General features: G+C 71.1%; 20 protein-coding genes. 10 read left to right on the forward strand and 10 right to left on the reverse strand.

The window, feature by feature from the left end; all coding sequences use genetic code 11:
- Positions 1 to 12: 12 nt before the first annotated feature.
- Positions 13 to 1,050, reverse strand: coding sequence for a hypothetical protein (locus AB0C30_RS42390; RefSeq protein WP_357954760.1), 1,038 nt, complete (start codon positions 1,048 to 1,050; stop codon positions 13 to 15).
- 206 nt (positions 1,051 to 1,256) lie between these two features.
- Between AB0C30_RS42390 and AB0C30_RS42395 the strand changes: the two genes are divergently transcribed.
- The 4 genes from AB0C30_RS42395 to AB0C30_RS42410 all read left to right on the forward strand — a co-directional run bounded on the left by AB0C30_RS42395 (position 1,257) and on the right by AB0C30_RS42410 (position 9,334).
- A complete protein-coding gene (locus AB0C30_RS42395; protein WP_357954762.1) occupies positions 1,257 to 2,261 on the forward strand; it encodes an ABC transporter ATP-binding protein in 1,005 nt (334 codons plus the stop codon).
- Positions 2,258 to 2,962 (forward strand): ABC transporter ATP-binding protein, encoded by a 705-nt coding sequence (locus AB0C30_RS42400; RefSeq protein ID WP_357954764.1) that lies wholly within the window; start codon positions 2,258 to 2,260, stop codon positions 2,960 to 2,962. Before AB0C30_RS42395 ends, AB0C30_RS42400 begins: the two co-directional genes overlap by 4 nt.
- A 60-nt stretch (positions 2,963 to 3,022) precedes the next feature.
- Positions 3,023 to 6,334, forward strand: coding sequence for an FtsX-like permease family protein (locus tag AB0C30_RS42405; RefSeq protein ID WP_357954766.1), 3,312 nt, complete (start codon positions 3,023 to 3,025; stop codon positions 6,332 to 6,334).
- Between the two features lie 138 nt (positions 6,335 to 6,472).
- Positions 6,473 to 9,334 carry an FtsX-like permease family protein gene (locus tag AB0C30_RS42410; protein ID WP_357954768.1) on the forward strand — a complete coding sequence of 954 codons (2,862 nt, stop codon included), beginning with the start codon at positions 6,473 to 6,475 and terminating at the stop codon, positions 9,332 to 9,334.
- Positions 9,335 to 9,402: 68 nt separating this feature from the next.
- Here the strand turns inward: AB0C30_RS42410 and AB0C30_RS42415 are convergent, their stop codons facing one another.
- The 3 genes from AB0C30_RS42415 to AB0C30_RS42425 form a co-directional block, all read right to left on the reverse strand.
- Positions 9,403 to 10,275, reverse strand: coding sequence for an SDR family NAD(P)-dependent oxidoreductase (locus tag AB0C30_RS42415; RefSeq protein ID WP_357954770.1), 873 nt, complete (start codon positions 10,273 to 10,275; stop codon positions 9,403 to 9,405).
- A 99-nt stretch (positions 10,276 to 10,374) separates the two neighbouring features.
- Entirely contained in the window at positions 10,375 to 10,956 is a 582-nt protein-coding gene (locus AB0C30_RS42420; RefSeq protein WP_357954772.1) for a helix-turn-helix domain-containing protein, read from the reverse strand.
- Positions 10,957 to 10,984: 28 nt separating this feature from the next.
- Complete coding sequence (locus AB0C30_RS42425; RefSeq protein ID WP_357954774.1) at positions 10,985 to 11,626, reverse strand: TetR/AcrR family transcriptional regulator; 642 nt, start codon at positions 11,624 to 11,626, stop codon at positions 10,985 to 10,987.
- A gap of 239 nt (positions 11,627 to 11,865) precedes the next feature.
- Here AB0C30_RS42425 and AB0C30_RS42430 point away from each other — a divergent pair, with 239 nt between their 5' ends.
- From AB0C30_RS42430 to AB0C30_RS42440, 3 genes are read left to right on the forward strand one after another with little or no spacing between them, the layout of a single operon-like run.
- A complete protein-coding gene (locus AB0C30_RS42430) occupies positions 11,866 to 12,438 on the forward strand; it encodes an RNA polymerase sigma factor (RefSeq protein ID WP_357954776.1) in 573 nt (190 codons plus the stop codon).
- The gene (locus AB0C30_RS42435) at positions 12,431 to 13,618 is read left to right on the forward strand and encodes a CU044_5270 family protein (RefSeq protein ID WP_357954778.1); all 1,188 of its coding nucleotides are present in this window, start codon (positions 12,431 to 12,433) and stop codon (positions 13,616 to 13,618) included. The genes AB0C30_RS42430 and AB0C30_RS42435 overlap by 8 nt, the downstream gene beginning before the upstream one ends.
- Positions 13,615 to 14,520, forward strand: a complete 906-nt coding sequence (locus tag AB0C30_RS42440) for a CDP-alcohol phosphatidyltransferase family protein (protein ID WP_357954780.1) — start codon at positions 13,615 to 13,617, stop codon at positions 14,518 to 14,520. Before AB0C30_RS42435 ends, AB0C30_RS42440 begins: the two co-directional genes overlap by 4 nt.
- A 317-nt stretch (positions 14,521 to 14,837) precedes the next feature.
- On the opposite strand, the gene AB0C30_RS42445 is transcribed toward AB0C30_RS42440, so the two are convergent.
- Complete coding sequence (locus tag AB0C30_RS42445; RefSeq protein ID WP_357954782.1) at positions 14,838 to 15,872, reverse strand: hypothetical protein; 1,035 nt, start codon at positions 15,870 to 15,872, stop codon at positions 14,838 to 14,840.
- A gap of 146 nt (positions 15,873 to 16,018) precedes the next feature.
- Positions 16,019 to 16,951 (reverse strand): NBR1-Ig-like domain-containing protein, encoded by a 933-nt coding sequence (locus tag AB0C30_RS42450; RefSeq protein ID WP_357954784.1) that lies wholly within the window; start codon positions 16,949 to 16,951, stop codon positions 16,019 to 16,021.
- A gap of 425 nt (positions 16,952 to 17,376) precedes the next feature.
- Between AB0C30_RS42450 and AB0C30_RS42455 the strand changes: the two genes are divergently transcribed.
- Positions 17,377 to 17,721 carry a hypothetical protein gene (locus AB0C30_RS42455; protein ID WP_357954786.1) on the forward strand — a complete coding sequence of 115 codons (345 nt, stop codon included), beginning with the start codon at positions 17,377 to 17,379 and terminating at the stop codon, positions 17,719 to 17,721.
- A 159-nt stretch (positions 17,722 to 17,880) separates the two neighbouring features.
- The gene (locus AB0C30_RS42460) at positions 17,881 to 18,618 is read left to right on the forward strand and encodes a DUF2306 domain-containing protein (RefSeq protein ID WP_357954788.1); all 738 of its coding nucleotides are present in this window, start codon (positions 17,881 to 17,883) and stop codon (positions 18,616 to 18,618) included.
- Here the strand turns inward: AB0C30_RS42460 and AB0C30_RS42465 are convergent.
- From AB0C30_RS42465 to AB0C30_RS42475, 3 genes are all read right to left on the reverse strand, one after another.
- Positions 18,608 to 19,264 carry a response regulator transcription factor gene (locus AB0C30_RS42465; RefSeq protein WP_357954790.1) on the reverse strand — a complete coding sequence of 219 codons (657 nt, stop codon included), beginning with the start codon at positions 19,262 to 19,264 and terminating at the stop codon, positions 18,608 to 18,610. The two genes, AB0C30_RS42460 and AB0C30_RS42465, sit on opposite strands and share 11 nt — an antisense overlap.
- Positions 19,261 to 20,400 carry a histidine kinase gene (locus tag AB0C30_RS42470; protein ID WP_357954792.1) on the reverse strand — a complete coding sequence of 380 codons (1,140 nt, stop codon included), beginning with the start codon at positions 20,398 to 20,400 and terminating at the stop codon, positions 19,261 to 19,263. The genes AB0C30_RS42465 and AB0C30_RS42470 overlap by 4 nt, the downstream gene beginning before the upstream one ends.
- Before the next feature lie 105 nt (positions 20,401 to 20,505).
- A complete protein-coding gene (locus AB0C30_RS42475; protein WP_357954794.1) occupies positions 20,506 to 21,072 on the reverse strand; it encodes a helix-turn-helix domain-containing protein in 567 nt (188 codons plus the stop codon).
- A gap of 80 nt (positions 21,073 to 21,152) precedes the next feature.
- Here AB0C30_RS42475 and AB0C30_RS42480 point away from each other — a divergent pair, with 80 nt between their 5' ends.
- Positions 21,153 to 22,583, forward strand: coding sequence for a prolyl oligopeptidase family serine peptidase (locus AB0C30_RS42480; protein WP_357954796.1), 1,431 nt, complete (start codon positions 21,153 to 21,155; stop codon positions 22,581 to 22,583).
- Here AB0C30_RS42480 and AB0C30_RS42485 read toward each other — a convergent pair.
- A complete protein-coding gene (locus AB0C30_RS42485; RefSeq protein ID WP_357954798.1) occupies positions 22,559 to 23,869 on the reverse strand; it encodes a hypothetical protein in 1,311 nt (436 codons plus the stop codon). The genes AB0C30_RS42480 and AB0C30_RS42485 overlap by 25 nt on opposite strands.
- Between the last annotated feature and the right edge of the window lie 7 nt (positions 23,870 to 23,876).

Here is a 23,876-nt window from a genome sequence, read left to right on the forward strand (position 1 = left end):
CTTGACCGGGGGTCAGCGGCCGCTGCCCGCTACGAGGCCGGAGTAGTTGGCGAGCACCTTGACCTGGTCTGGTTTGCCGCTCTTCGCGGGGATGTGGGCGGCGACCTGGAACAGATCGGTGATCGTCATGTACGTGTAGTACTTGCCGCGCAGGATTCCGCTGTCCTTCTGGAAGACGTAGTTACGCTCCGGGCCCTGCCGCACGTCGTAGCGGATCGTGCGCTCGATCGTGGTGAAGGTCAGCGCTCCGCCGTCGGTGGTGCGCAGCGTGTACGACGGATAGCGGGTGGCCGGGCGGGCGGTGGACGAGATGCGCGCGTACTGGTTCATCCTCTGGCGAGTCTTCGCCGCCCCGGTGGTGATGCTGTCGGCGGCGAAGAGGCTCTTGTCGGCGGCGGTGCCCTTGCCGACCATGTGGGCGGCGTACTTCTTCGCGAAGTCGGCGGGCGACATCAGCAGGCCGGTTCCGTCCGTGGGGCCGACCGCCGTGGCGACGCCCGAGGCGTCAGCGGCGATCGCGGGCAGTTCATCGGTGGTGGTGCCGTCGAAGGTGTCGGGGGAGTACATCTGCCGCCAGCCGTCCCCCTGCCGGGCGAAGAGCAGGTACGTCGGCTCCTTCGAGGTCGTCGGCTTGCGCTGCCAGTGTGCCGTGGCCAGGAACCAGGGCTGCTGCCCGGCGGCCGGCGCGCGGAACGCGGCGCCCGTGTAGCCGAACGGCTGGTACTTGATGGTCTTGCGCAGGATGCGGCTGGAGGCGTAGCTGGCCTTGTCGATGGCGAAGCTGGAGCCGCCCTCGTAGCCGGCCAGGAGTTCGTCGCTCCGGGCCTTGTTGGCGGCGTTGTTGCGCTTGACGTAGTCCGCGAGGACCGAGGTGGCCTCCTGGTCCGAGACGGCCCGAGCCGGCTTCGGGGCACTGCTCGCGCTGGGTTCGCCCGTCGCGGCAGGGTCCGCCTTCGTGCCGCCCATGCCCGGCAGGGCGGGCAGGGCGGAGCATCCTGCGAGCAGACACCCTGCCGTGACTGCGCTGATCGTCCAGCCGTACCGTCGCACTTTCCGTACCTCTAACCACTATGGGACTAAAGGGCACAAAAGTAGCAGTAGTGATGTCGGGTGCACGATTGGGGACCGCGGTTCGGGGCAACCCGTCACGGCTCCTTCGCGGGGCGTGAGCGCTCACGAGAGCCTGTTGGCCGGGCGGATGGGGACTCTATAGAGTCTGGCCAGAGATGAGCGCGACTCCGGTCCGGAGGAGGGGGATGTCCATCAAGCCGCTGTCCCTGCCGCAGCCACCTCAGAAGGCGCCGGAGTTCGGGCGGGACGCGCTGATCGTCTGCGAGAGCCTGGTGCGGATCTACCAGTCCGGGTCGGTCGAGGTGCAGGCGTTACAAGGGCTGGACCTGCTCGTTGACAGTGGCGAGATGGTCGCCGTCGTCGGGGCGTCGGGGTCGGGCAAGTCGACGTTGCTGTCCATCCTCGCCGGGGTCGACGCCCCCACCGCCGGGCGGGCGCGCGTCGACCGGTGGAACCTGCTGGCGATGTCCCGGGCCGATCGTGTGCACTACCGGCGGCGTACTGTCGGATTCGTCCGGCAGCAGACGGCCAGCAACCTCGTGCCCTACCTGACCGCGCGGCAGATGGTCGACCTGCCGATGACGGCGGCCCGCACACCGGCCCGCAGGCGCCGGGCCCGCGCCGCCGAACTGCTGAGCGCCCTCGGCGTCGCCGACTGCGCCGACCGGCGTCCCGCGCAGCTGTCCGGCGGGCAGCAGATGCGGGTCGCCATCGCGGTGGCCCTCGCCAACGAGCCGCGCGTCCTGCTGGCCGACGAGCCGACCGGCGAGCTGGACACCGCCACCTCCGCCGAGGTCTTCGGGACGTTACGAGAGGTCAACCGCCGGCTCGGCGTCACCGTCGTCATCGTGACCCATGACTCCGCGGTCAGCGGCCAGGTCGAGCGGACCGTGGCGATCCGCGATGGACGCACCAGCAGCGAGGTACTACGCCGCACCGCCACCGGCGCCGACGGCGACACGCACATGATCGCCGAGGAGTACGCCGTGATGGACCGTGCCGGACGGGTCCAGGTGCCGCGCGACTATCGGGAGGCATTGGCGCTGACCAGACGGGTCCGACTGGCGCTGGAGGCCGATCATGTCGCGATCCGCCCCGACTTCGACGGACCCGATCGCGATGTGGTCCGCCCTGATCTCGACGCGGCCGATCACGTCGCGATCCGCCCTGACCTCGATGGATCCGCGTGAGCGCCGGTCCGGCCGACAGGCCGCTGCTCGCCGTGCGTGGCGTCCATCGGCGCTTCGGCAGCGGGCCGACCGCCGTCCACGCTCTGCGGGACGTGTCGTTCGACCTCGCCGCGGGCACCATGGTGGCCCTCATCGGCCGGTCCGGATCCGGGAAGACCACATTGCTGAACGTCATCGGCGGTCTGGACCGTCCGGACTCCGGGACCGTACTCGTCGACGGTACCGACGTGACAGCCCTCGACGAGGACGGCCTGTCCCGGTTACGGCGGGAGAAGGTCTCCTACGTGTTCCAGACGTTCGGCCTGATCCCGGTGCTGTCGGCCGCGGAGAACGTCGGCGCCCCATTACGGCTGGCGCGCCTCCCGGCGGCGGAACGCGAGCGTCGGGTCGAGCTCTTGCTGGAGCTGGTGGGCCTGGCCGACCACGCCCAGCAGCGTCCGGGTGAGCTGTCCGGCGGTCAGCAGCAGCGGGTGGCGATCGCCCGGGCCCTGGCCGCCTCTCCCCGGCTGCTGATCGCCGACGAGCCGACCGGGCAGCTGGACGCCGAGACGGGTCTGTCGGTGATGGCGCTGTTGCGCGGAGTCGTGGAGTCCGAGGGCGTGACGGCGCTGGTGTCCACGCACGACCCGACGATGCTCGCGCTGGCGGACCGGGTGATCCAGATCAACGACGGGCGGCTGGACGGGCGGGAAGCCTCATGATCGTCCAGGAACGTGGGCCGTTGGACGGGCAGGAAGCCTCGTGATCGTCCAGAGCCGCACGTGCTGAGGCTGCTCGCCCACCGAGCCCGCGCGCAGTGGCCGCTGCTGGCCGCCCTCCTGGCGGTCGCCATGGTGGGCCCCACGCTGCTGGGCGCCTGCGCACTCCTCGTTACCCGCACCGCCGAGCACGCGCTGGAGGCCGCCGCGTCCCGCGCAACTCCCGACCAGGTCGACGTCACCGCCTACACCGTCACCATCCGCGGACCGGACGCGCGATCCGTCGCCGCCGACACCCGCCGCGTGCTGACCTCGGCGCTGGCTCCGTTCGCCGCGACGACGGCCGCGCGCGCGTCGTCGGTGATGCGGTCGCTGCCGACGACGCGGGCGGGTGGCGACGGCGTACCCGCTGAGACCTACCTGTCGAGCGTGGAGGATCTGCCGGCTCGCGCCGCGTTGGTCACGGGACGCTGGCCGCGGGGCGCGGCCGACGCGGCGCACCCCGCCGTGCCGCCGAAGGCCGACGCGGTCCGCCGTGTCGTGCCGCTGGAGGCCGTCGTGCTTGAGCCCACCGCGCGGCTGCTCGGCCTCACCCTCGGCAGACGCGTCCGCCTCGGTGCGGAGCTGGGCGACGACCCCGCCCGGACGGTCGACGTAACCATCGTCGGCGTCGTACGCCCGCTGCCGGGTACCGGCTGGGACCGCGACCCCCTCGCCGCCACCGGCTACGACCTCGCCTACCGCGACGGTCGCTCCGTGCGGCCGGTCCACGCGTACGGGCCGTTCATCGTCGATCTCGCCTCCTTGCTCGCCGGCGGCTCCACCATCGACCGGCTGGAGATCACCGCCCATCCCGACTTGTCCGCCCCCACCCGCCGCGGCCTCGACACCGTCGCCGAGGCGGTTCTCGGCGCCGACCGCATATTGGCGCGTACTCTCGGCGACCGGGTGCGGATCGAACGCGTCGCCTCCCGGTTGCCGTCGACCCTGCTGTCCGCCCGCGACCAGCAGCAGGTCACCGCTGCGGCCGTACTCACCGTCGCTGTCCTCGGCATCGTCCTGACCGCGACCGCCCTCGCCCTCGCCGGGCGGCTCACCGCCGGCGTGCGCGCTGACGAGACCGCTCTGCTGTCGGCGCTGGGCGTCAGCAGAGGGCAGTTCGCCGCCGCCGCCGTCGTCGAGGCCGGCGCACTTGCCGTTCTGGCCGCCGCGCTCGCGATCCCCGCCTCTTCTGTCCTGCACGCCGGTCTGACTCACCTGCCGCCGCTGGCGGAGGCCGGGCTCGCCGTCCATCCGGTCGTGACCGGCGTCCATGTGCTCGCGGTCGCCGGTGGCGCGCTGGCGCTCGCGGCGGTGCTCGTCGCTCTCTCGGTGCGGCCCACGCCCGTGGTCGGCGACCGTCGCCACCGGCGCGAACTGCTGGCCCGCTCCGGGGCCGATGTGCTGCTCGTGGCGTTCGCCGTCGCCGGCTGGTGGCAGCTGCGCGATCAGCCCACCGGCTCCGGGTCCTCCGTCGACGCCATCCGCGTGCTCACTCCCGCGCTGCTGCTCACCGCCGGCTCCGCGCTGGCGCTGCGCCTGGTGGTGCCCGCGCTGCGCGGCGTCGAGCGGCTGGCGCGCCGCGCCCGTGGGCTGACGCTCCCGCTGGCCGCGTTCGAAGCCGCCCGTCGGCCGCAGGCGGTGGCCGCGGGGCTGCTGATCGGCCTGGCCTGCGCGGCCGCCACGTTCGGGGTCGGCTTCGACGCCACGTGGCAGCGCTCCCAGCATGACCAGGCCGACTTGGCCGTCGGCACCGATCTCGCTCTCACCCTCTCCGCGCAGCCGGAGGCCGGACAGGGCGCGGCTGTCGGCGCGGCCACCGGAGGCGCGGTGAGCCCGGCCACCAACCGTGGCGTCGCGGTCGGGCAGTGGCTCGGCAACGCCGGCGACGTACCGCGGCTGGTCGCCGTCGACACCACCCGCGCCGAGTACTTGCTGCGCGGTCGGCTGAACGATGGCCGCAGGTGGACGGACGTGGGCGCCGCGCTCGCGCCGCCGACCCGCGCCACCGGCGTCCCCGTCCCGAAAGGCGCCGTGCTCACCCTCGCCGGAAAGGCGACCGGCGGTGGGAAGGCGACCGGCACTGGAAAGGCGACCGGCACGACCCCGCTCACCGTCACCCCGCGGCTGCTGCTGCAGGACGCCACCGGCTTACGGACACCCTGCGACGGCGCGCCCATCCCGCTCGACGGCAAGGCGCATCAGCTGCCGGCCTGCGCGACCGTCGAAGGGCTGCGGCTGGTCGCGGTGTCCCTCCCGTTCGCGCCCGATCTGGGGAACGTCGGCTTCGGCTACTCCGATGCCCTGGCCGAGCTGCCGGCCGGGGCCGGCGACAGCCGCGTCGCCGTCACCCTCACCGTGCCCGAGGCCCCAGCCTCCACCGGTGTGGCGTCCGGGTCGCCGTGGAGCGCCACCTCCGTCGAGCCCGCCCCCGGCCAACTCGGCGATCCGGCCGTCGCCCTCGCCCGTACCCCGGCCGGTGTTCAGCTGAAAATGACGACCACCGTCGGACTCAAAGGCCCCCCGGACGCCGCCCGAACCCTGGTCGCCACCGCCTTCCCGGCCACGGGGCCGGTGCCCGTCGCCGTCTCCACCCGTTTCGCCGACGAGGTCGGTGCCCGTCGCGGCTCCCGGCTCAATCTCACCGTCGGACTCACCCCCGTCCCGGTCAGGGTGACCGAGGTGCTGCCCACGGTTCCAGCCGCCCCGGGCGCCGCGGCGATCCTGGCCGACTCGGACGTCCTCTCCCGCGCCCTCGTCGTCAGCGGCAACCTCGACTTCCCCGTGGACGCCTGGTGGGTCGGCAACCCCACCCGGGCCGATGCCGCCGTACGCGTCGCCGCCCTCCGCCTCGGCGCCGTCACCACGCGCGCGTCCGAGACCGCCCGCCTCACCGGGGGCCCTCTGCGCGCCGGACTGCCGGCCGCGCTGCGGCTGCTCGTCCCGGCCACGGTCCTGTTGCTGCTCGCCGGCGTCGTCCTGCATGTGACCTTCGACCTCCGGACCCGCGCGCTCGAGGTGGCGCGGCTGCGGGGCCTGGGGATGACCCGGCGCGAGGTACGTGCCGTACTGCTCGGCCAGCACGTCGGCGTCCTGCTGCCCCTGCTCGCGGCAGGCGCGGCCGTCGGCGCACTCGCCACCCGCGTCGTCGCGCCCCTGCTCGTCCGCTCCGAGACAGGCGCCGTCCCCGTGCCCGCCGCCCTGCCCGTCTGGCCGTGGGTCACCGAGGTCGGCTTGCTCGCCCTGTTGCTGGCCGGGTGCACGCTCGCGGTGACCGCCGTGGTCGTCGTACAGGCCCGCCGCGTCGACGTCGCGTACCTGCGGGTGGCGTCGTGAAGCACATGCGGACACGGGTTGTGAAGCATCTGTGGGTGGGGTCGTGAAGCACATGCGGACACGGGTCGTGAAGCATCTGCGGGTGGTGTCATGAGGCGCATGCGGGCACGGCCTCGGGAGGCATCCGCGAGTGGTGCCGTGAGATGGCGCGCCGGCCTGTGGCCGGTCGGTCGCTGGTGGCCGCCCGCCCTGCACTGGCCCAGCGTCCGTGGGCGTGCCCGTGCCGACATCGGGTCGCTGCTCCTGGCCGCCGCGGTCGTGGCGGCCGTCACTCTGCTCGCCGGCGTCGTACCGCCGCTGCTGCGCGCGACCGCCGACGAGGCCGTACAGGACGGGGTCCGCCGCGCCGGTGGCGACGGCGACGTCCTTGCAGAGGCCCGCATGGAACGCGATGACGGGCCCAACGGCGGACGCGTCCGCGCTCCCCGGCTCGCCGAGGAGGTCGGCGACTTCCGCGACAGGGCGACGGACGAACTCGGACCCGGCCTGCGGGCCGCGCTGCGTCCGCCCGTCGCCACCGTCATCAGCCCCACGCTCAAGATCACTGATGGCAGCGTGCTGCGCACCTTCCAGCTCGCCTACCTGGCGAAGGGCGGTGGCGCCGACGGCGGCCCGCACGTGAACGGCGCCGACGGCGGCTCGCACCGGAACGGCATCGGCAGCGGGCCGCAGGTGACCTGGATCGCGGGCGGACCGCCCCGGTCCGTCGTCCGCGAGGCGGACAACCACGCCGAGGTTCCCGTCACGGGGGCGCCCTGGCCGGTGCAGGTCGGTCTCTCGGAAGCGGACGCGGACGCGCTCAAGCTGCGTCCCGGCGCGCGCATCCCACTCAAGGACGACGCGGGAGCCGTCAAGAATGTCCTGGTCAGCGGCATCTTCCGGGCGACGGACAGTACCGATCCCGCCTGGCGGACGGCTCCCGCGCTGCTGCGTCCCGTCTCCGGCGCGGATGATGTGGGCTCCACCCGATTCGCCGGCCTGCTGTCACCCGAATCCCTGCCCGACGCCCGCCTCGCCTTCGAGCAGGACGCGCTACGGCGCGTCGTCCGGTTCACCCCCGACCCGAACCGGATCACCTGGGACTCCGCCCAGGCGGTCTCCGCGAAGGTGGTCGCGCTCAAGGCGACCTCCGGCTCCTCCGGCGCCCTCGACGGCTCCCTGAAGTGGGAGACGGGGCTCGACGGCGTACTGCGGAACATCCGAACCCAGGTCGGCGCCGCGTCCGCGCAGGCGTCGGTCCTGCTCACCGGCGTGCTGGCCGTCGCGGTCCTGGTCCTGCTGCTCGCCGCCGACCTGCTGGTGCGCCGCCGCGCCCCGGCGCTGGAGGCCGCACGGCAACGGGGGGCGGCCCTGCCGACGCTCGGTGCCGAGTTGCTGGTCGAGTCCGCCGTGGTGGCGCTGACGGCCGCCGCGGCCGGGCTCGCGCTGTCCCGCGCGGTCGTCCCGGGCGCCTCCTGGGAGTGGGTGGTCCCCGTGGTGCTCACCGCCGTCGTCGCCGGCCCGGTGTTCGGTACGCTCGCCGCCGCCCGCGCCACCCGCGACCGGCGGGTCCCGGCCAACCGGACCGCGCGCCGCTGGGCCCGTCACACCGTCCAACTGCGCCGCGCCGCCCTTGAGGCCGCGGTACTGATCGCCGCGGTGGCCGCCTTCGTGGCGCTGCACCAGCGCGGGATCCTCCCGGCCGCCCCCGCTCCCGGCGGCGACGTGGCCGGTCCGGGGCTCGGGCTGGGGGATGGCGGGCCGCTGCCCGCGAGCGCGCCCGTTCTTGGCGTTCTCGCCGGCACGCTCGTCCTGCTGCGGCTGCTCCCCGCAGGGCTGGGCCTGGTGCTCAAGCGGGCCTTGCGCTCACGCCGTCCGTTGGCGGTGTTCGGCACCGCGCGGGCGGTCGCGACGTCCGCGCGTGCGCTGCCGCTTCTGGTCCTGGTGACCTCCGCCGCCTTGGCGTCGTTCGCGTTCACCCTGGACGCCACCGCCGGCGACGGCCTGGCCGAGGGCGCGTGGCGTACCGTCGGCGCCGATGCCCGCCTCGACGTCGTCCCCGCCGCGGCGGCCTCCACGCCCGCCCTGTCCCGGCGCATCGCCGCCGCTCCGGGAGTCCGGCAGGCCGTCGCCGCGCAGGTCACCGACCGGGCGCGGGTCGTCGCCGACTCACTGGTCGTCGCTCCGCGTCTGGTGATCGTGGACGCCTCCGCGTTCCGGCGGCTGCTCGCCGCCACCCCGCTGCCGGACGCGCCGGCGCTCGCCCGGCTCGGGGCGACCGGTCACGGGGACGTGCCCGCCCTGGTGCGCTCCGGCGACGGCGGTCTGCGGCCAGGCATGCGGCTGGAACTGCTCCGGGACGGTGCTCCGGCCATCCGGCTCACCGCCGTCGGTACGGCACCCGCCATCGGCGACGCCGGTGACGTCGTCCTCGTGGACGCCGCTACCCTCCAAGCCGCGGGCATGCCCTCCGTACCGAACACGGTGTGGGTGACCGGCCCGGGAGCGGCGCGGGCGGTCGCCGCGAGCGGCGTCGACGCGGACACCGTGCTGCGCGAGGACGTGCTGCGCGCCCGCCGCGCGGCGCCGCTGACGTCAGGGCTGCTGGCGTTGGCGTGGGTCTCGGCCGCGACGCTGCTGGCCCTGGGGCTGCTGGGTCTGGCTCTCGGCGCTTCCGCGAGCGCGCCGGAGCGATGGCAGACCCTGACCCGGCTGCGCACCCTCGGTCTGCGGCCACGGGACGCCCGGTGGATCGCCGCGGGGGAGTTGCTGCCGCCGGTGATGGTCGCCGCCGTGGCCGGTCCACTGCTCGGGGTGCTGCTCGCCCGCCTGATGCTCGGCTCGCTCGCGCTGCGGCTGCTCACGGGGCAGGCTGCTGACCCGGCCCTGGTGCTGCCGTGGTGGCGGCTCGGCCTGGTGGCCATGGCGTTGCTGGTGGCGGTCGCCGTCGTGGTGCCGATCGAGTCGGCGCTGCGGCGCCGTCGGCGGCTGAGCGAGGTGCTGCGCGCGGGCGACGGATAGCCGGCGCCCGCAGTCTGGCAGGACGCCCTTTGCCAGACGAGTTCGGCGGAGGGGCAAGGTCGCGAAGCTCAGGTGAGGGGAGCCAGTTGCCGGCTGAGTCTGAGGACGGCCTGGACCGTCCGGGGGTCGCGGCTGGCGCGGAAGGGGGCGACGGGTCGAGTGTCGGGTCCGATCACCAGGCCTGTCTGCCTGTCAAGTGAGGCGTCGGTCGCGGCGAGGATCGATGGCCGGGCCGCCACGGACGCGGGGCCGGAGGTGGCGCGTTCGAAGGTGCGGCGGACCAGTGGCCAGAGCAGGCGCAGGCCCGGTGAGACGATCTTGGGTGAGCTCATGGTGCCGTCGGTCATGTCGGTGGCGGCGCCGCCTGGATCGGCCGCGAAGACCGAGACGCCCGTGCCTCGCAGTCGCTCGGCCAGGTCCAGCGTGTACGCGAGGTTGGCGAGCTTCGCCCGGCCGTACCAGTGAAAGCCGTAGTAGCCGCCCGGCGGCTCGACCGCCGCGAAGGTGCGCTTGGCGACCCTGATAGAGCCGGAGGTGACGTTCACGATTCGGCTCGGCCCGCCGGCCTGGAGTGGTGCCAGCAGCAGCTCGGTCAGCAGGTAGGGGGAGAGGTGGTTGACGGCGAACGTCGCTTCGATCCGGTCCGTCGTCTGCTGCCGGTCGGCGAACATCGCCCCGACGTTGTTGATCAGAACGCTCAGCGGTCCCTCCGCCGCCAGTCGGGCGGCGAGCACTCGTACGGCGTCGAGCGATGCGAGGTCGGCCGCCACGAACCTCGCCTCCGCTCCGGGCGCCGCGGCGCCGATTCGCTTGATCGCTTGGGCGCCGCGCTCGGCGCTCCGGCCGACCACCGTGACCGCGTAACCGGCCGCCGCCAGCCCGATCGCGGTCTCCAAGCCGATTCCGCCGGTCCCCGCCGTCACTACCGCCCGTCGGTCCACGGTCCCACCCCTCATCGCCTAATCGGATAGCTATCCGTTTCTCTTCGCGTACCGTAGCACAAGCGGATAGTTATCCGGTTAGGGGAGGGGAACGGGCCGTCAGCGTGACGGGCGCAGGCCCTGGAGGAGGACGTCGAGGTAGAGCTCGGCGTACTTGGGGTCGCCGTCACCGGAGCGGACCGCGTGCTGGACGCCGCAGAGCAGGCGGCGGATGTCGTCCGCCTCCAGGCCTTCCCGGACGGCGCCGGCGGCGCGGGCGCGATCGAGCAGTTCCTCAAGGGCCCGGTCAAGCTCGATCTTCATCTCCGAGGTCTGTGCCCCGGCGTCGCCGGCGGATTCGAGCACGGCCGCGAACCCGGCGTCGTCCAGCGCGCGTCCAAGAGTGAACCGCAGCAAGCGGTGCAGGCCTGCGAGGACATCCTCGTCGGCCGCCGCGTTCTGCGCTTCGGTGACGAGTTGCTGGAAGCGTTCGGCCGACAGCGCCTCCAGCAGCGCGTGCCGGTTGGGGAAATGCCGGTACACGGTCCCGACGCCCACCCCCGCGAGCCGGGCGATGGTGTTGAGTTGGAGTGAGTCGTCACCTGCGGCCAGTTGCTCGCGGGCGACTCTCAGCACCCGTGCGCGATTGCGCGCGGCGTCCGCGCGCAACGCTGTCCCCTGTCCGGCGGCCTTCGGTGTCACACGGTCAGCCTAATGAGCTTCGGCCGGATCAGCTGTCGGACGGTGACTCGGCGGAAGGCGTGAGGTCGAGAAGGCGGTCGAGCAGCTGGTGCATGTGAGCGCGGAAGCGCCGCAGTGCGTCGGGGTCGTCGGGGTGGCGGCGTTGTCCTGTCGTGTCGAGGATCCCGCTCACTGAGAACCCCTGGATGCACCAGACCATCGTGTACATGGTGAACTGCGCGTCGGCGTGCACGGGCGCCGCCAGGGCGGTGATGCTGTCGACGGCGTACTGGGCCAGCGGCTGAGCGGAGAGTGACTCCAGCTCTTCGATGTCGCTGGCGTCGGAGAGCCATCGGTGCATCCACAGCGCGGGAACCTCGGGATGCTCGACGCACAGGTCGATGTAACCGTCGATGAACCGGTGGAGGGCGGTCGGCCGCTCCTCGGGTGCGGCGGCCTTCAGCTCGCCGGCTCTCTTGTAGATGACGGCCGAGAGGAGCTGCTGAGCGCGCTCCATGACCGCCAGATAGAGGTGGCGTTTGGTGGGGAAAAGCGGGGTGATGGCGGCCGTGGTCAGCCCGGCGGCCTCACCGATTTGACCGATGGAGACGCCGTCGTGGCCGAGCGCGGCGAACAGCCTGGTCGCCACCCGCAGGATCAGCTCCCGCTCGTTCTCTTCAGGAGAGGCCATGGACGCGACCATAGGACCGCGCTGTCGCCCGGCCTACCGCTCGATCGGCAAGCGCGGGTAAAAGTCCGAGCTGCGGAGCGGGGCCCGCCGTACAGGCATTTAAGGGACGTCAGGGGATATTTCGGGAAACTTCGTGTTGATTTTGAAAGAAGTGTGAAGAGGAGGCGGGGCTTCGGCGGAATAGAGGTGTACCCCACAGAAGGGACACCATGCGAATGGCCGCTCCCCCGGACGTGCCCGTGACAGACGATGACGCCGCGCTCATCGAGCGGTCATGGCACCACCCGGAAGCGTTCGCCGTGCTCTACGACCGCTACTTCGAAGAGATACACCGGTACGTCTCCGGACGGCTCGGCACTCAGATCGCGGATGATCTGGCCGCCGAGACGTTCCTGGTGGCGTTCAGGAAACGGCAGACGTTCGACTCCGCTCGCGGTGCCGTACGGCCTTGGCTGTACGGGATCGCCACCAACCTGCTCGCTCAGCATCGAAGGAGCGAAACGCGCAGGCTGGAGGCTTTTCAGCGGGCACCTGCCGGCGAAGTGGCAGACGACGGGCACGAGGACAGGGTGACGGCGAGAGTAGCCGCCGCGAACGCACAGGGGCGGCTCGCGACAGCGCTTGGACGTCTCTCCGCCGGTGATCGCGACGTGCTCCTCCTCGTCGCGCTCGCCGACCTCACCTATGAGGAGGTCGCGCAGACGCTCGGCATTCCGTTCGGGACCGTCGGCTCCCGGCTCAACCGGGTGCGTAAGAAGCTCCGCAGAGCCCTGGGCGGCGTCAATCCGATGATCGGAGGGTTCGATGGATGAGCTGAACGACCGCCCGGACGAGCTGGCCGCCGTACGCGATCTCCTTTCGATGCCCGGGCCTTCCTCCGAGGTCGTCGACTCGGGCCGGGCCAGGCTGCAGGCGGCGCTGGCCGCGCCACCTCAAGCCCCTCAGCGCGTACCGGAAGCTCCGCAACGCCTACCGGTTCGAACTACGCGAAGAGCAGGACGGTCGCGGTGGTGGGCGCCGGTCCGTAACGGGTTGATCGGGGCGGCGTCGGCGGTCGCGCTGGCGCTCGCCGTGGCCGTGCCCTCGAACTCGCTGATCGACCTCTCGCCCGTTCCCGCCGTGTCCGCCTCCGCTCCGCCGACCGCCAGGCAGATCCTGCTCGCCGCCGCGATCGCGATGGCCACGGCACCCTCCGACGGCGCCTACTGGCGCACCAGCGTCGTGACCGGGCAGCTGATCCTCTCTCCCGACCGCCGGTACGTCGTCAAGCGCCAGTCCACCCGTCAGACCTGGCTCACCAGGAAGAACAGCGCGCAGGATCGCTGGACCGGCCGGTACCTCGGCGCGCGACCGGCGACACCCCAGGACGAGGCCGCGTGGCGAACCGCCGGGTCGCCGAGCCGCTGGCAATACCCGGCGGACGTGACCGGTCTGGGCCGCGTCTCCCCCCAGGCATTGGTGGAGGCGGCGCCCGGTCCGCCGCAGGGCGGACCGCACCGCGTCGGGTGGCGGAACGCGGACGGCATCCTGACCAAGCAACTGGTCAGCTGGACGGCCCTGAGTACGATCCCGAGCGACCCCACGGCGCTGCGCGCCTTCCTCGTGACCCACATCGCCCGGGAGAACGGCGCGTATGTCGGGCGCGAGATGGAGGCCGAGCTGCGCGAGAGCTGCCTGGAGATCATCACCGGGCTGCCGGTCTCGCCCGAGGTGCGCGCCTCGGCGTACGAGATCCTGGCCTCGATGCCCGGCATGAAGCCGGAGGGCGCGGTCACCGACCCGCTCGGCCGGGCCGGTCAGGCCCTGAGCTACCAGGTGATGAGGGACGGCCGCCTCAGCGACGAACGGCTCGTCATCGACGCGGAGAGCGGACTGCCGCTGGCCACGGAGACGAGGAGCGTCAGCCGGGTGGCCGACGGCCGGGACGTCGAAATTGGCTCTTTCATCGCATATCAGCAAATCGGATGGACGGACGAAGGGCCCGCACAGTGACAACCTTCACTTTGGACGACGTGCGCACGCTGACCTACAAGGCGCGGGACGCCTGGTGGACGGTGTTCCTGGTCGATCCGCTCGCCGGTCGTCTGGTGGTCGGCCTGGCGAACCGTACCGCCATCACGCCGAACCAGATCACCTGGGGCGCCTTCTTACTCGGGCTCGGCTCGGCGGGCTGCTTCCTGATGGCCGACGGTTGGGCATGGCTGGCCGCCGGCGCCGTCCTGTATCACCTGAGCTTCGTGCTGGACTGCGTGGACGGCAAGATCGCCCGGCTCAAGGGCACCGGCACCGTGCTGGGCGGCTGGCTCGACTACGTCTTCGACCGCATCCGGGTGCTCACCTGCGCCCTGGCGCTCATGTGGGGGCGCTTCGAGAGCACCGGTGAGGAGTTCTACCTCGTCCTCGGCATGCTCGTCGTCTTCCTCGACATGCTCCGGTACGTTGACGCGCTCCAGATCGCGAAGGTACGCCGCCAGATGCGCCGCAAACTGGACGACGCGATCGAGCAGGTCACCGGCGTCCCGGCCGTCCGCTTGGAGAGTCCGGACCTGGAGGAGACGGGTCTCGAATCGGGAGAGATCCGCTCCGCCGACTCGGTCGACCTGCAGCAGAACTTCCGCGCGCACTTCGCCTGGTACATCCGCATCCGCGACTGGCTGCGCGACCACCGCGTCCGAGCTCATCTGATCAGCGGCATCGAGTTCCAGATGGCGGTGTTCATCGTCGGCCCGCTCACCGGGTGGATCGTGCCGGTGACCGTCGGCACGGCGGCCCTCCTACTGGTCTTCGAGGCCGCGATCATGTTCAAGCTCTACCTGTCCTCGCGGGACCTCACCCGGGCACTGACGAAGATCCGCTCTCGGCCCACAACGCCGGTGGCTCAGCCGCAGGGCTAGCGCGTGAACCCCCGCCCCCGATCGCCCGATGCCGGCGTCCCTCGGTCGGCGTCGACTCGTCTGTGCGGCATGGGATGTGGGCCGCGTGGGATGCCGCCGGTTGGGGCATCCGTGGACGGAGTCGACACCTCGGTCGGGACACTCGATCGGGCAGTTATCGGGTGCGGGGGGAGGTGCGGGCCGTGGGATGAACCGGCCCGCTCAGAAAGGGGTACGGCGGCGCGGGGCTCGTAGGTTCATCCAGCCACCGGAAAAGTCGGAAAGTGCCGGTTCGGGGGCGGCGATGCGGAAGGCGGGGCATCCCTTCCACCACGGAATCATGATTCGGCCAGTGCGACCGCCCTTTCCAGGACGCGCCGGGCATCCTGCGGCGAACGTCTGCCCAGGCCACAGGCGGGGGAGACGTCCACCGTACGAGACAGGATGCTCTCCACCATGCGGAGGATCTTCCGCTGGTCGTCCACTTCCTGAGCCTCGTGGACGAGGCCGGCGGCGAACCTGGTGTCCGGAGGCAACGCGGCGAGGGATTCCAGATCCTGGTAGAAGCCAGGTTCCAGGGGCGGCGGCTGGTCGCCCGCCGCCAGCGGGACGTGGACGTACTCCAGCGGGCGGCCTTGCGGCCAGGCCCGTAGAAGCGCGTTGAGTATGGACACCACCGGCGTCACGGTGGGTAATCGCTTCAGCGCCTTGTTGTTGAGGTCGCCGACGCACAGGTGGACGCCGAAGCGAGCGTTAGGCGGCGCGGTGGCGACCTGCTTCACCATGCCGTGGACCAGCGAGCGCGCGGTCGCCGTCCGCAGCGGCTTCGGAACGCCCGCCACCATGACCAGCTCGACGGGCACCTCAAGCTGGAACAGTACGTCGTGGCCGCCCCACCCGGCGATCTCCCGGATCTCACGGGCGAGCGCCTCCCGGAAAGGCCGGCGGCGGGTGAACGCCCTCGCCGGGCCGAAGGCGAAGAGCGCGAGGTCCAGGTCGCCGGGGATCCCGACCTGGAACGACACACCGTCAAGACGGTGTGACGCGCGGATCTCCTTGAACACCTCGTAGCCTTCCCCAGCGGCGGCCGCGTGGCCGAGGCGCATAGAGCCGGAGGTGAGCCGGTGTCCGCGCTTCACCCTGAAGACAGGGCGGTTGTCGTAGCCGGACCAGTTGCCGTCGGTCCGCAGTTCGATGTCCGGATGCTCGCGGAGGCCGTCGATGATGTGCGTGATCCAGTTGCGGCGGGCACCGACCTCCCCGTCCGCCAACGCCCGTAGATACGGGCCCGCCACGTCCGCCACGATCGTCATGGCCTGGCGCGTGTCGGCTGCCGGATAGCTGCCGACGAGATGGATGTGGCGGCTTGGCATGCGTCTCTCCTCACCGGCGCCGCCATGGGGCAGCGGCCTCGAAACCGTGTTCCACGTCAGAGCGCGCACCCCGAGTGTGATGAGTATCGACCGTCCGGTCGAGTGGCAGCCGGTCGACGGCTGAGAGCGCCTTACCGGCAGGTCGGTCAGGGCGCGCTCACCCGAACGTCCAGGAACACCGGCCGCTTGTCCGGGAACAGCTCCTGGCCCTGCGCATCGGTCATCTTCCAGTAGATGCGGCAGTTGCCGGGTTTGTCCGGAGCGCGGACCTGTACCGAGATGTCCGCGGTTTGGCCCGGTGCGGTCGGCGGGATGGGCACCGTTTCGGGGGATCGGCAGGGCCCGGTGTTGATACGAGCCAGACGCCTGCCCGCCCAGGACGTGGTCCCGATGTTGCGGATCCGCCATACCTTCTTGAACGACGAGCCCGGCCGCACTTCCGAGCCGTCCGGGTACGTGATGTCACCCACGAATGCGGAGTCATCCTTCGCGGGCGTGCGCGCCGGGGGATCATCCTGGCCCGTGGTCGTCGCCAGGTAGAAGCCGGTCAGGCCGACCAAGATGATCGCAGCCGCGATCATGGCACTGACGAGGACGCGGTTCCGCCGCGCGGACGGCGCCGGAGCTTGGACGACTTCGGCTGCGGTGGTCGGCGGCGCTGGCGCGGGTTCGTCGTTGTGCGCTGTGCCAGCCATTGCTCCGTCGTCGTCCGCCGTGCCGACCGTCGCTCCGTCGTCGTGTGCCGTGCCGGCCTCCGCTGTGTCGTCGTGCGCCATGGGGGCCGCCGCTCCGTCGACGGTGTCGGTGTCGGTGTCGTCAGGCGAAGGGACCGCCTTCGCGCGCTCCCAGAGCTCCCGCCACTCCCGTTCGGTCTCCTCGGGATCACGCCCCAGTCGATCAACCGCGAGGACCCGGACGAACTCCCACGCGGTCTCCCAACTCGGCAACTTCCGCCCCTGGGCCGCGCTGGCCAGCGACGACTTCGAGGCCGCCGCGCCGAGCCGAGCGGACATCTCGGCGTACGAGGGATCGCCGGCTTCCTCTTTCAGCTTCAGGAGCCGGTCGGCGAAGGCGCCCACCGCACCCGAATCCGGATCAGGACGTATCGGCTGCCGTCCTCGACGCTTACGATCCTGAGCCTGCACCCCGGCCCCACTTCCCCCCGTTCACTCTTCCCTCCGTTCACTCGTGACACTGCCGATTCCTCCGCATCCGGCGGTGCCCTCCCAAATTATCTGACGCGACAAGTCAACGATCAGTTCAGATCACCGCAGGTCGACGTCCGGGCGTGATTTGTCCAATGTCCAGCGTCGGCCCCGTGGAGCAGCCTTGGACAAAGATCGCTGGCTGGCCCCGTCCCCCTGATGGCATCGTGGCGGAGGTTCCTCGGCGAACACACCCGCGCGGCACCGGCGCCCCCCAAGCGCATCTCTCCTAAGCGCGTCGTCCTCAGCTGCCTCGCCTCAGCGAAGTGACCGCATCACTCCAGAGGAGGAGATTTCTCATGTCCACCAGTTCTCGTATGGCGAGCCTGCGTACCCGAGTCGCCGTCGTCGCCGCCTCATCCGTCGTCGTCGCCGGACTCGGCGTCGGCCTTGGCGCCGCTCCGGCTGCGGCGGACGTCCATCGCGGTGTCAGTGGCTGCTTCGCCTGGTCCTGGGGAGACGGCAACACCTCCGTGACGGTGTACTGGCACAACCGGTGCGGCAACAAGCGCAAGTTGAAGATCAAGTACAGCCTCGGCTGGACGTACAAGAACTACACAGCGGTGGTCAAGTCCGATGGGAAGGGCCACAAGAGGTTCCAGACCGCTTCGATCGTGTCCATCAAGGACGGGGGCCGCGCCTAGCCTGCGGGGGCAGGCGCTTGGGGGTGCGGCGCGGACACGTGCCGCACCCCGGGCCCGCCGATCAGCCGAAAGTACGCCTGATTTCCGGACGATCGGCCAGCTCAGAACGGGCCGTTCTATCGATGAGCCGCCACCGCCTCAGTCCGCACAATCGGGGTTATGAGCGACGAGATCACGACGGTACGCCCCCCGTTCCGGCAATCCTCTCAAGGCAGCAGGCCGACTCAAGGCAGCAGGCCGACGGATGATCGGCGCAGAGCCAGGCGGGCAGGATGGCTCGTGCCCGCCGGGCTGATCTTGCTCAGCGCCATTCCCATAGCCGCCGGCGCCTTCCGCCTGACCCAGTTGGCCGGCGGTGCGGCGATCACGTCGGAGAACGCTCGGTTCTTCGCGATGCCCCTGCCCGTGGTGCTGCACATCATCAGCGTCAGTGTGTACAGCCTTCTGGGGGCTTTCCAGTTCGCCTCCGGGTTCCGCCGCCGGAGGCCGGGATGGCATCGCGTCGCCGGGCGGGTGCTGGTGCCATGCGGATTCGTCGTAGCGCTGACGGGCCTGTGGATGACCCTGTTCTATCCCCGCCCTGAGGGGGATGGCGATCTCGTCACCGGCTTCCGGCTCGTGTTCGGCACGGCCATGTTCCTGTGCCTCAGCCTCGGCCTCGCCGCGATCCGGCGGCGGGACTTCGCCCGGCACCGCGCCTGGATGATACGCGGGTATGCGATCGCCCTGGGCGCGGGGACGCAGGCGCTGACCCACTTGCCGTGGTTCCTGTTCTTCGGCACACCTGGCGAGCTGCCCAGAGGGCTGCTCATGGGCGCTGGATGGGTGATCAACGTCGCCGTGGCCGAATGGATCATCCGTAGGCGACCGGCCGATCCACGCCGAGTTAGTTCTTGATGCGGTTGGTCTCATACGCCCACATGGCGATCTCGACGCGATTGCGGGCGCCGAGTTTGGCCATCAGGCTAGCGATGTGGGATTTGACGGTGCTGAGGGAAATATGCAGCTGGTCGGCGATCTCGCTGTTGGTCCGGCCACGTGCCACGGTGGTCAGGATCTGTTCTTCTCGCTCGGTGAGCGCCTCGATGGGGTGGACCGGTGGTGCGGCGGGCCCGGCGCGGGTGAAGGCTCCGAGCAGTCGTGCGGTGATGCTCGGGGCGATGAGCGCGTCACCGTTGGCGGCGGCGTGAACGGCCTGGGAGAGCAGGTCGGCGCCGGCGTTCTTGAGCAGAAAACCCCGGGCGCCGGCTCTCAGGGCGGCGTAGACGTACTCGTCCAGGTCGAACGTGGTGATGACGACGACCGCCAGGGGGTCCTCGACGGTCGGGCCGGCCAGGGACCGGGTGGCTTCGATGCCGTCAAGGACGGGCATGCGGATGTCGAACAAGCACACGTCAGGGCGTAGGCGCCGGGCGAGCTCGACGGCTCGCCGCCCGTCGGCGGCCTGGCCGATGACCTCGATGTCCGGCTGGGCGTCGAGGATCATCATGAGGCCGGTGCGGACGATCTCCTGGTCGTCGGCGACGATCACGCGGATGCTCATGGGGCCGATCCGGTTCGAGGGAGTACGGCGGTCACGCTCCAGCCCCGATCGGGGTTCGGGCCGGCGACACAGGTGCCGCCGAGCAGGTCGGCGCGTTCGATCATGCCGATGAGTCCGTAACCCGGCGTCGCGGCCGGGCGGATGAGGCTGCCGTCGCCGTCGTCGCTGACGCGCAGGTGCACCGAGGTGTCGTCGGCGGTCAGGCGGACCTGAATGCGGGTGGCGTGACGCGCGTGGCGCCGGGCGTTGGTGACCGACTCCTGGGCCAGGCGGTAGATCGCGGCACCGACCGAGGGGGGCAGATCGTCGACATCGCCCGAGATCTCCACGTCAACGGAGGGACCGGAGCCGCCTGGACCGGCGAGCTGTCGGAGATCGGCGACGCGCCGCCCGGGCGCCAGGCCGGCCGGCTGGTCGCGGCGTAAGACGCGCACCATGGCGCTCATCTCGGCCAAGGCGCGCGCCGCCTCCGCCTCGATCACCTGCAGCGCCTCGGTCGCGGCGCTCGGCCGCGACGCCGAGGTGGCCAGGCCGGCCTGCGCGCGGATGGCCATCGCCGAGACGTGATGAGCGATGGTGTCGTGCAGGTCGCGGGCCAGCTGTTCGCGTTCGAGCAGCTTGACCTGGTCGAGCTCGCGCATCCTGGCCTTGGCCCGATAGCGGAAGGCCACGCCCAGGGCGCCGACCAGGAACACCACGGTGACCCCACCGACGGCATCGCTGGGACCGGGGTAGTCGGAGACCATCGAGAAGCAGATCTTGACCAGGATGATCGTCGACCCGATCACCGCCTCGCGTCCGGACCCCCACCGGAACAACGAGTAGGCCAGCAACAGCAGAAACGCCATGGTGTACGTCTCTGGCGAGTAGCCGCCCGTCAGTAAGGGGACCGGGGTCATGGCACCGAAGGCGATCACGATCGTCAGCAACGGTCTGCTGCGGCGCCACAACAACGTCGTCGCCAGCCCGACAGTGACGATCACCGAGAGGGCCCGCCACGGAAGATCCGGCCGCAGCACTCCTTCGAGCACCGCGACCGCCACCAACACCCCTACCAGCGCCCAGTCCCGCCACCCCCGCGGCGCGGGGTTGGGAGGGCGGGGCTCGTCCCACACCGAACGAATGAGACCGCGCACAGGGTCATGGTACGAGAGCCGGTGCCACTCCGGATCAGCCCCAGGTACGACAAGCACATGCCGCCACGTCGTGCCCGCAGGTGAGTTGTCTTGGCGAGGACTTGGTCAATCCTCGTCTGCGGGGAGGGCGAAGAGGCGGATGTACAGAGGGCGGGCGTCTGGGGGTGCGTCCTCGGCGCGGTGGCTGTACCTCAGGAGCAGGGCTATGTACTCCTCGTAGAACTCGGCGAATTCCTGCTTCGTCATTCGGCCCAGGCCGCGTGATGCCTTCGCCCAGTCCGGGTCGCGTTGGTAGGCGGCGGGGAAGCGTTCGAAGAGCACGCGGTCCTCGTCCATGCCGATCCGGTGGAATTCGGCCAGCACCGGGCGGTCCTCGGGGGCGAGTTGGTCCGAAGTGGGCACGCGCATGTCCCTCGGGGCGTCGGGGGCGCGGCGCCACCAGCGCTCCCGGCCGGTCGAGCGTTCGGGGATCTCCTCGATGAAGCCGTACTTCTCCAGCTGGCGCAGGTGGTAGCTGGTCGTTCCGGTCTTGGCGTCGAGGAGCTCGCCGAGGGTGGTCGAGGTGGCGGGGCCGTGCACGTTGAGGTGGCGCAGCATGAGCCGGCGCATCGGATGGGCGAGGGCCTTGAGCCGCGCCGGGTCGTCGAGCGTGAACGCCTCGTCATCCTTCATGAGGAGCAGCCTATCCTCCTGCCGAACGATATCTGCAGAGAAACCTTTGCCGAGATGTCTCTGCAGAGTAGCTTCGGCATATGAGACGGATTCTTGCTGGAGCGGCGGCAGCGGCCATGGCCCTGTGCCTGCTCGTCCCGCCGGCTGTCGCGGTGACCGAACCATCCCCGCTCGCCGTACCCCCTGATCTGAGCGCGGCCGAGGTGAGCTTCCGGGGTGGCGGCGGGCTCGCCTTGCACGGCACGGTGCTGACCCCGGCTGGGGCGAAGGCCGACCGGCCGGGGATCGTGCTGGTGCACGGCGCGGGCACCGGAACGCCCCGCAAGCAGCTCCTGGGTGAGGCGGTCGAGTTCGCCCGCCGGGGGCTGTCCGTGCTGATCTACGACAAGCGGTCCGAGGGCTACTCGCTCTTCACCCGGTCCTACTCGCAGTTGGCCGACGACGCGCTCGGCGCCGTGGCCGCGCTGCGTACGCGGCCGGGTGTGGATCCGGCGAAAGTCGGGCTGTGGGGGCTCAGCGAGGGCGGCTGGGTGGTGCCGATCGCGGCCTCTCGCTCGAAGGAGGTCGCCTTCATCGTGCTCGTGGGCGCCAACGGGCTGGCGCCGTTGCGGCAGCAGACCTGGGCGGTGGCGGCCGGGCTGCGGAAGGCGGGGGTGTCGGGGTCGCTCGTCGAGCGGGCCGAGCCCAAGCTGTACACGGTGATCGCCGACGGCGGCATGTTCCCCGAGCCCTACTACGATCCCGCGCCGACCATCGCCAAGGTAGGCCAGCCCGTCCTCGGCATCTGGGGCACGAACGACCTGCTGACCCCGCCCAAGGAGACCCCGCCGGTGTTCGCCAGGGCGCTCGAAGCGGGCGGGAATCGGCACTACACCTTCCAGTTCTTCCCCGATGCCGATCATGCCGCCCACCAGACCCCTGACGGCGGCGTCACCCGGCTGAAGGAGCTCGCCCCCGGCTACGCCGATCTGGTCGGCTCCTGGATAAAGGACGTGACCGGCGGCAAGCTGCCCACAGCTCAGACGAATGGACCGGCCCCCACGCAGGCGTCGCTGACCATTCCGATGGATCCTCCGGCCTGGTGGGAGTCGGCCTTTATGCAGGTCGTGGCCTTGCTGGTATTCCTGGTCGGGTTCGGCGCCTATCCGGTGGTCGCGCTGGTGCGGCGGCTTCGCCGGGCTTCCCAGGCGCCGGTCTCCAGGGCCGCCCGGCTGGTGAGCGCGGGCGGGTTCGGGGTGGTGCTCGGGGCGTTCTCCTACCTGTTCTACGTGGTCATGACCGGTGGCAAGCTGGCCGCTCCCGGGCCCATGGTCGCGGGTCACCCGGTGATCTGGCTGGTGCTGCAGCTTCTCGCGGTGGCCTGCGTGGTCGCCACCGTCCGTACGGCGCTGGCCTGGCGCCGGGCCCGCGCCGCTGTGGCGAGGGGGGAGAGGGTACGGCTCGGACTCCTGCTCGCCGGTGGGGCGGTGTTCCTCCCGTGGGCCCTCTACTGGGGGCTGCTGCTTCCGTGAGGGGCGGTTCGCCATTCGATGTCCTGTTCCGCACCGCGTACCCAGGTCACGTAAAGCGATGGGCGGCCGGGCCGGGTCACCTCGAACAGATAGGCGTCCGGCACGTCGACCCGCCGGACGCTCTCCGCTCCGTCGAGGCGTGCGGCCAGCTCGGCGAAGGCGTCCGCGCTCGGATGACGGGCACCGAGCGTCTCGCCGTCGGACTCCAGCAGCACGAACTTCGAGAACATCAACTGCAGCAACTCGAGATGGTCCGCGGGCTCGTACGGGTCGGGGCCGAGCTGCCAGCAGACCGTGCGCCGCACGCCGCAGGACATCGCCAGGAGGTTGCGCACCACGAGGTCCCGCGCGTTGATCCGATGCCGCTCGGCCTCCAGCTCCGGCGGGCAGCCCGTCATGAACATCTGCAGGGTGGGCGGCAGTTCGCTCATCCGCGCGTACAGCCGCTCCATCGCCTCACGGGCGGGCGCGGCCGACACCCGGCCTGACCTGAAGTCCTCGGTCGTGAACGTGTGCCAAGGGGTCATGGCGCCGGAGTTCATGACGTCGGCCAGGTGCTCCATCACCTCCGGATATTGGAGGAGGAGGGGGCCGTTGTACTCGCCGGCCAGGATGGGCTTCTCGGGGCCGTACGAGCGCATCACGGTGCGGATGTCGTCGATGGTGTCGGGAATCAGGTACGGGTCGCCGTACAGATGGATGTCGAAGACGTCGTAAGCGCCCTCGGCGACGAGCCGCAGGAAGAAGTCCCGCTCCTCGTCGGGGGTCTCGGGGGCGGGGAAGACGCCGGGCGGGCAGCCGCCGAGCACGACGTCGGCCCGTGGGTCGGCGCTCTTGACCGCCCGGTGGAAGAGGGCCAGCAGGTCGAGATATTCGGTGGCGGTGCCGCCCCAGAACAGCGGGATGCACGGCTCGTTCTCGCACTGCCAATAGCGCACGCGGCCCGCGCAGTGCGTCACCAGGGCGCGCAGCATCGCCTCGTACGCGGCGGGGTCGGCGGGCGGTGAGCCGGGGAGCAGGTCGGTCGATCTGGTCGAGCCCCAGGGTGAGGCCGCGCAGATCATGAACCACAGCTCGGTTTCGTCGTCGACCTGGTCCAGGACCGCGTCCACCGCGCTCCAGTCGTACTGGCCCGGTTCGGGTTCGAGCTGGGACCAGTAGAAGAACACGCGCAGCAGTCCGGCGCCGAGGTCGCGGGCCTGCGGGGCGAACGTGTCGGGCTTGGCGACCAGGCCGTACTGGATGCTGCGGACCACGCCCATCCGGATGCTGTCGGTCGATGTCATGAGCTGT

Source organism: Nonomuraea sp. NPDC048901 (assembly GCF_040649695.1).
Taxonomy (GTDB): Bacteria; Actinomycetota; Actinomycetes; order Streptosporangiales; family Streptosporangiaceae; genus Nonomuraea.

Bases quoted from the DNA above. Each gene is read 5' to 3' on its own strand.
- AB0C30_RS42395 (WP_357954762.1), top strand. From the start codon at position 1,257: ATGTCCATCAAGCCGCTGTCCCTGCCGCAGCCACCTCAGAAGGCGCCG.
- AB0C30_RS42425 (WP_357954774.1), bottom strand. From the start codon at position 11,626: ATGGCCTCTCCTGAAGAGAACGAGCGGGAGCTGATCCTGCGGGTGGCG.
- AB0C30_RS42435 (WP_357954778.1), top strand. From the start codon at position 12,431: ATGGATGAGCTGAACGACCGCCCGGACGAGCTGGCCGCCGTACGCGAT.
- AB0C30_RS42445 (WP_357954782.1), bottom strand. From the start codon at position 15,872: ATGCCAAGCCGCCACATCCATCTCGTCGGCAGCTATCCGGCAGCCGAC.
- AB0C30_RS42455 (WP_357954786.1), top strand. From the start codon at position 17,377: ATGTCCACCAGTTCTCGTATGGCGAGCCTGCGTACCCGAGTCGCCGTC.
- AB0C30_RS42460 (WP_357954788.1), top strand. From the start codon at position 17,881: ATGAGCGACGAGATCACGACGGTACGCCCCCCGTTCCGGCAATCCTCT.
- AB0C30_RS42465 (WP_357954790.1), bottom strand. From the start codon at position 19,264: ATGAGCATCCGCGTGATCGTCGCCGACGACCAGGAGATCGTCCGCACC.
- AB0C30_RS42475 (WP_357954794.1), bottom strand. From the start codon at position 21,072: ATGAAGGATGACGAGGCGTTCACGCTCGACGACCCGGCGCGGCTCAAG.
- AB0C30_RS42480 (WP_357954796.1), top strand. From the start codon at position 21,153: ATGAGACGGATTCTTGCTGGAGCGGCGGCAGCGGCCATGGCCCTGTGC.
- AB0C30_RS42485 (WP_357954798.1), bottom strand. From the start codon at position 23,869: ATGACATCGACCGACAGCATCCGGATGGGCGTGGTCCGCAGCATCCAG.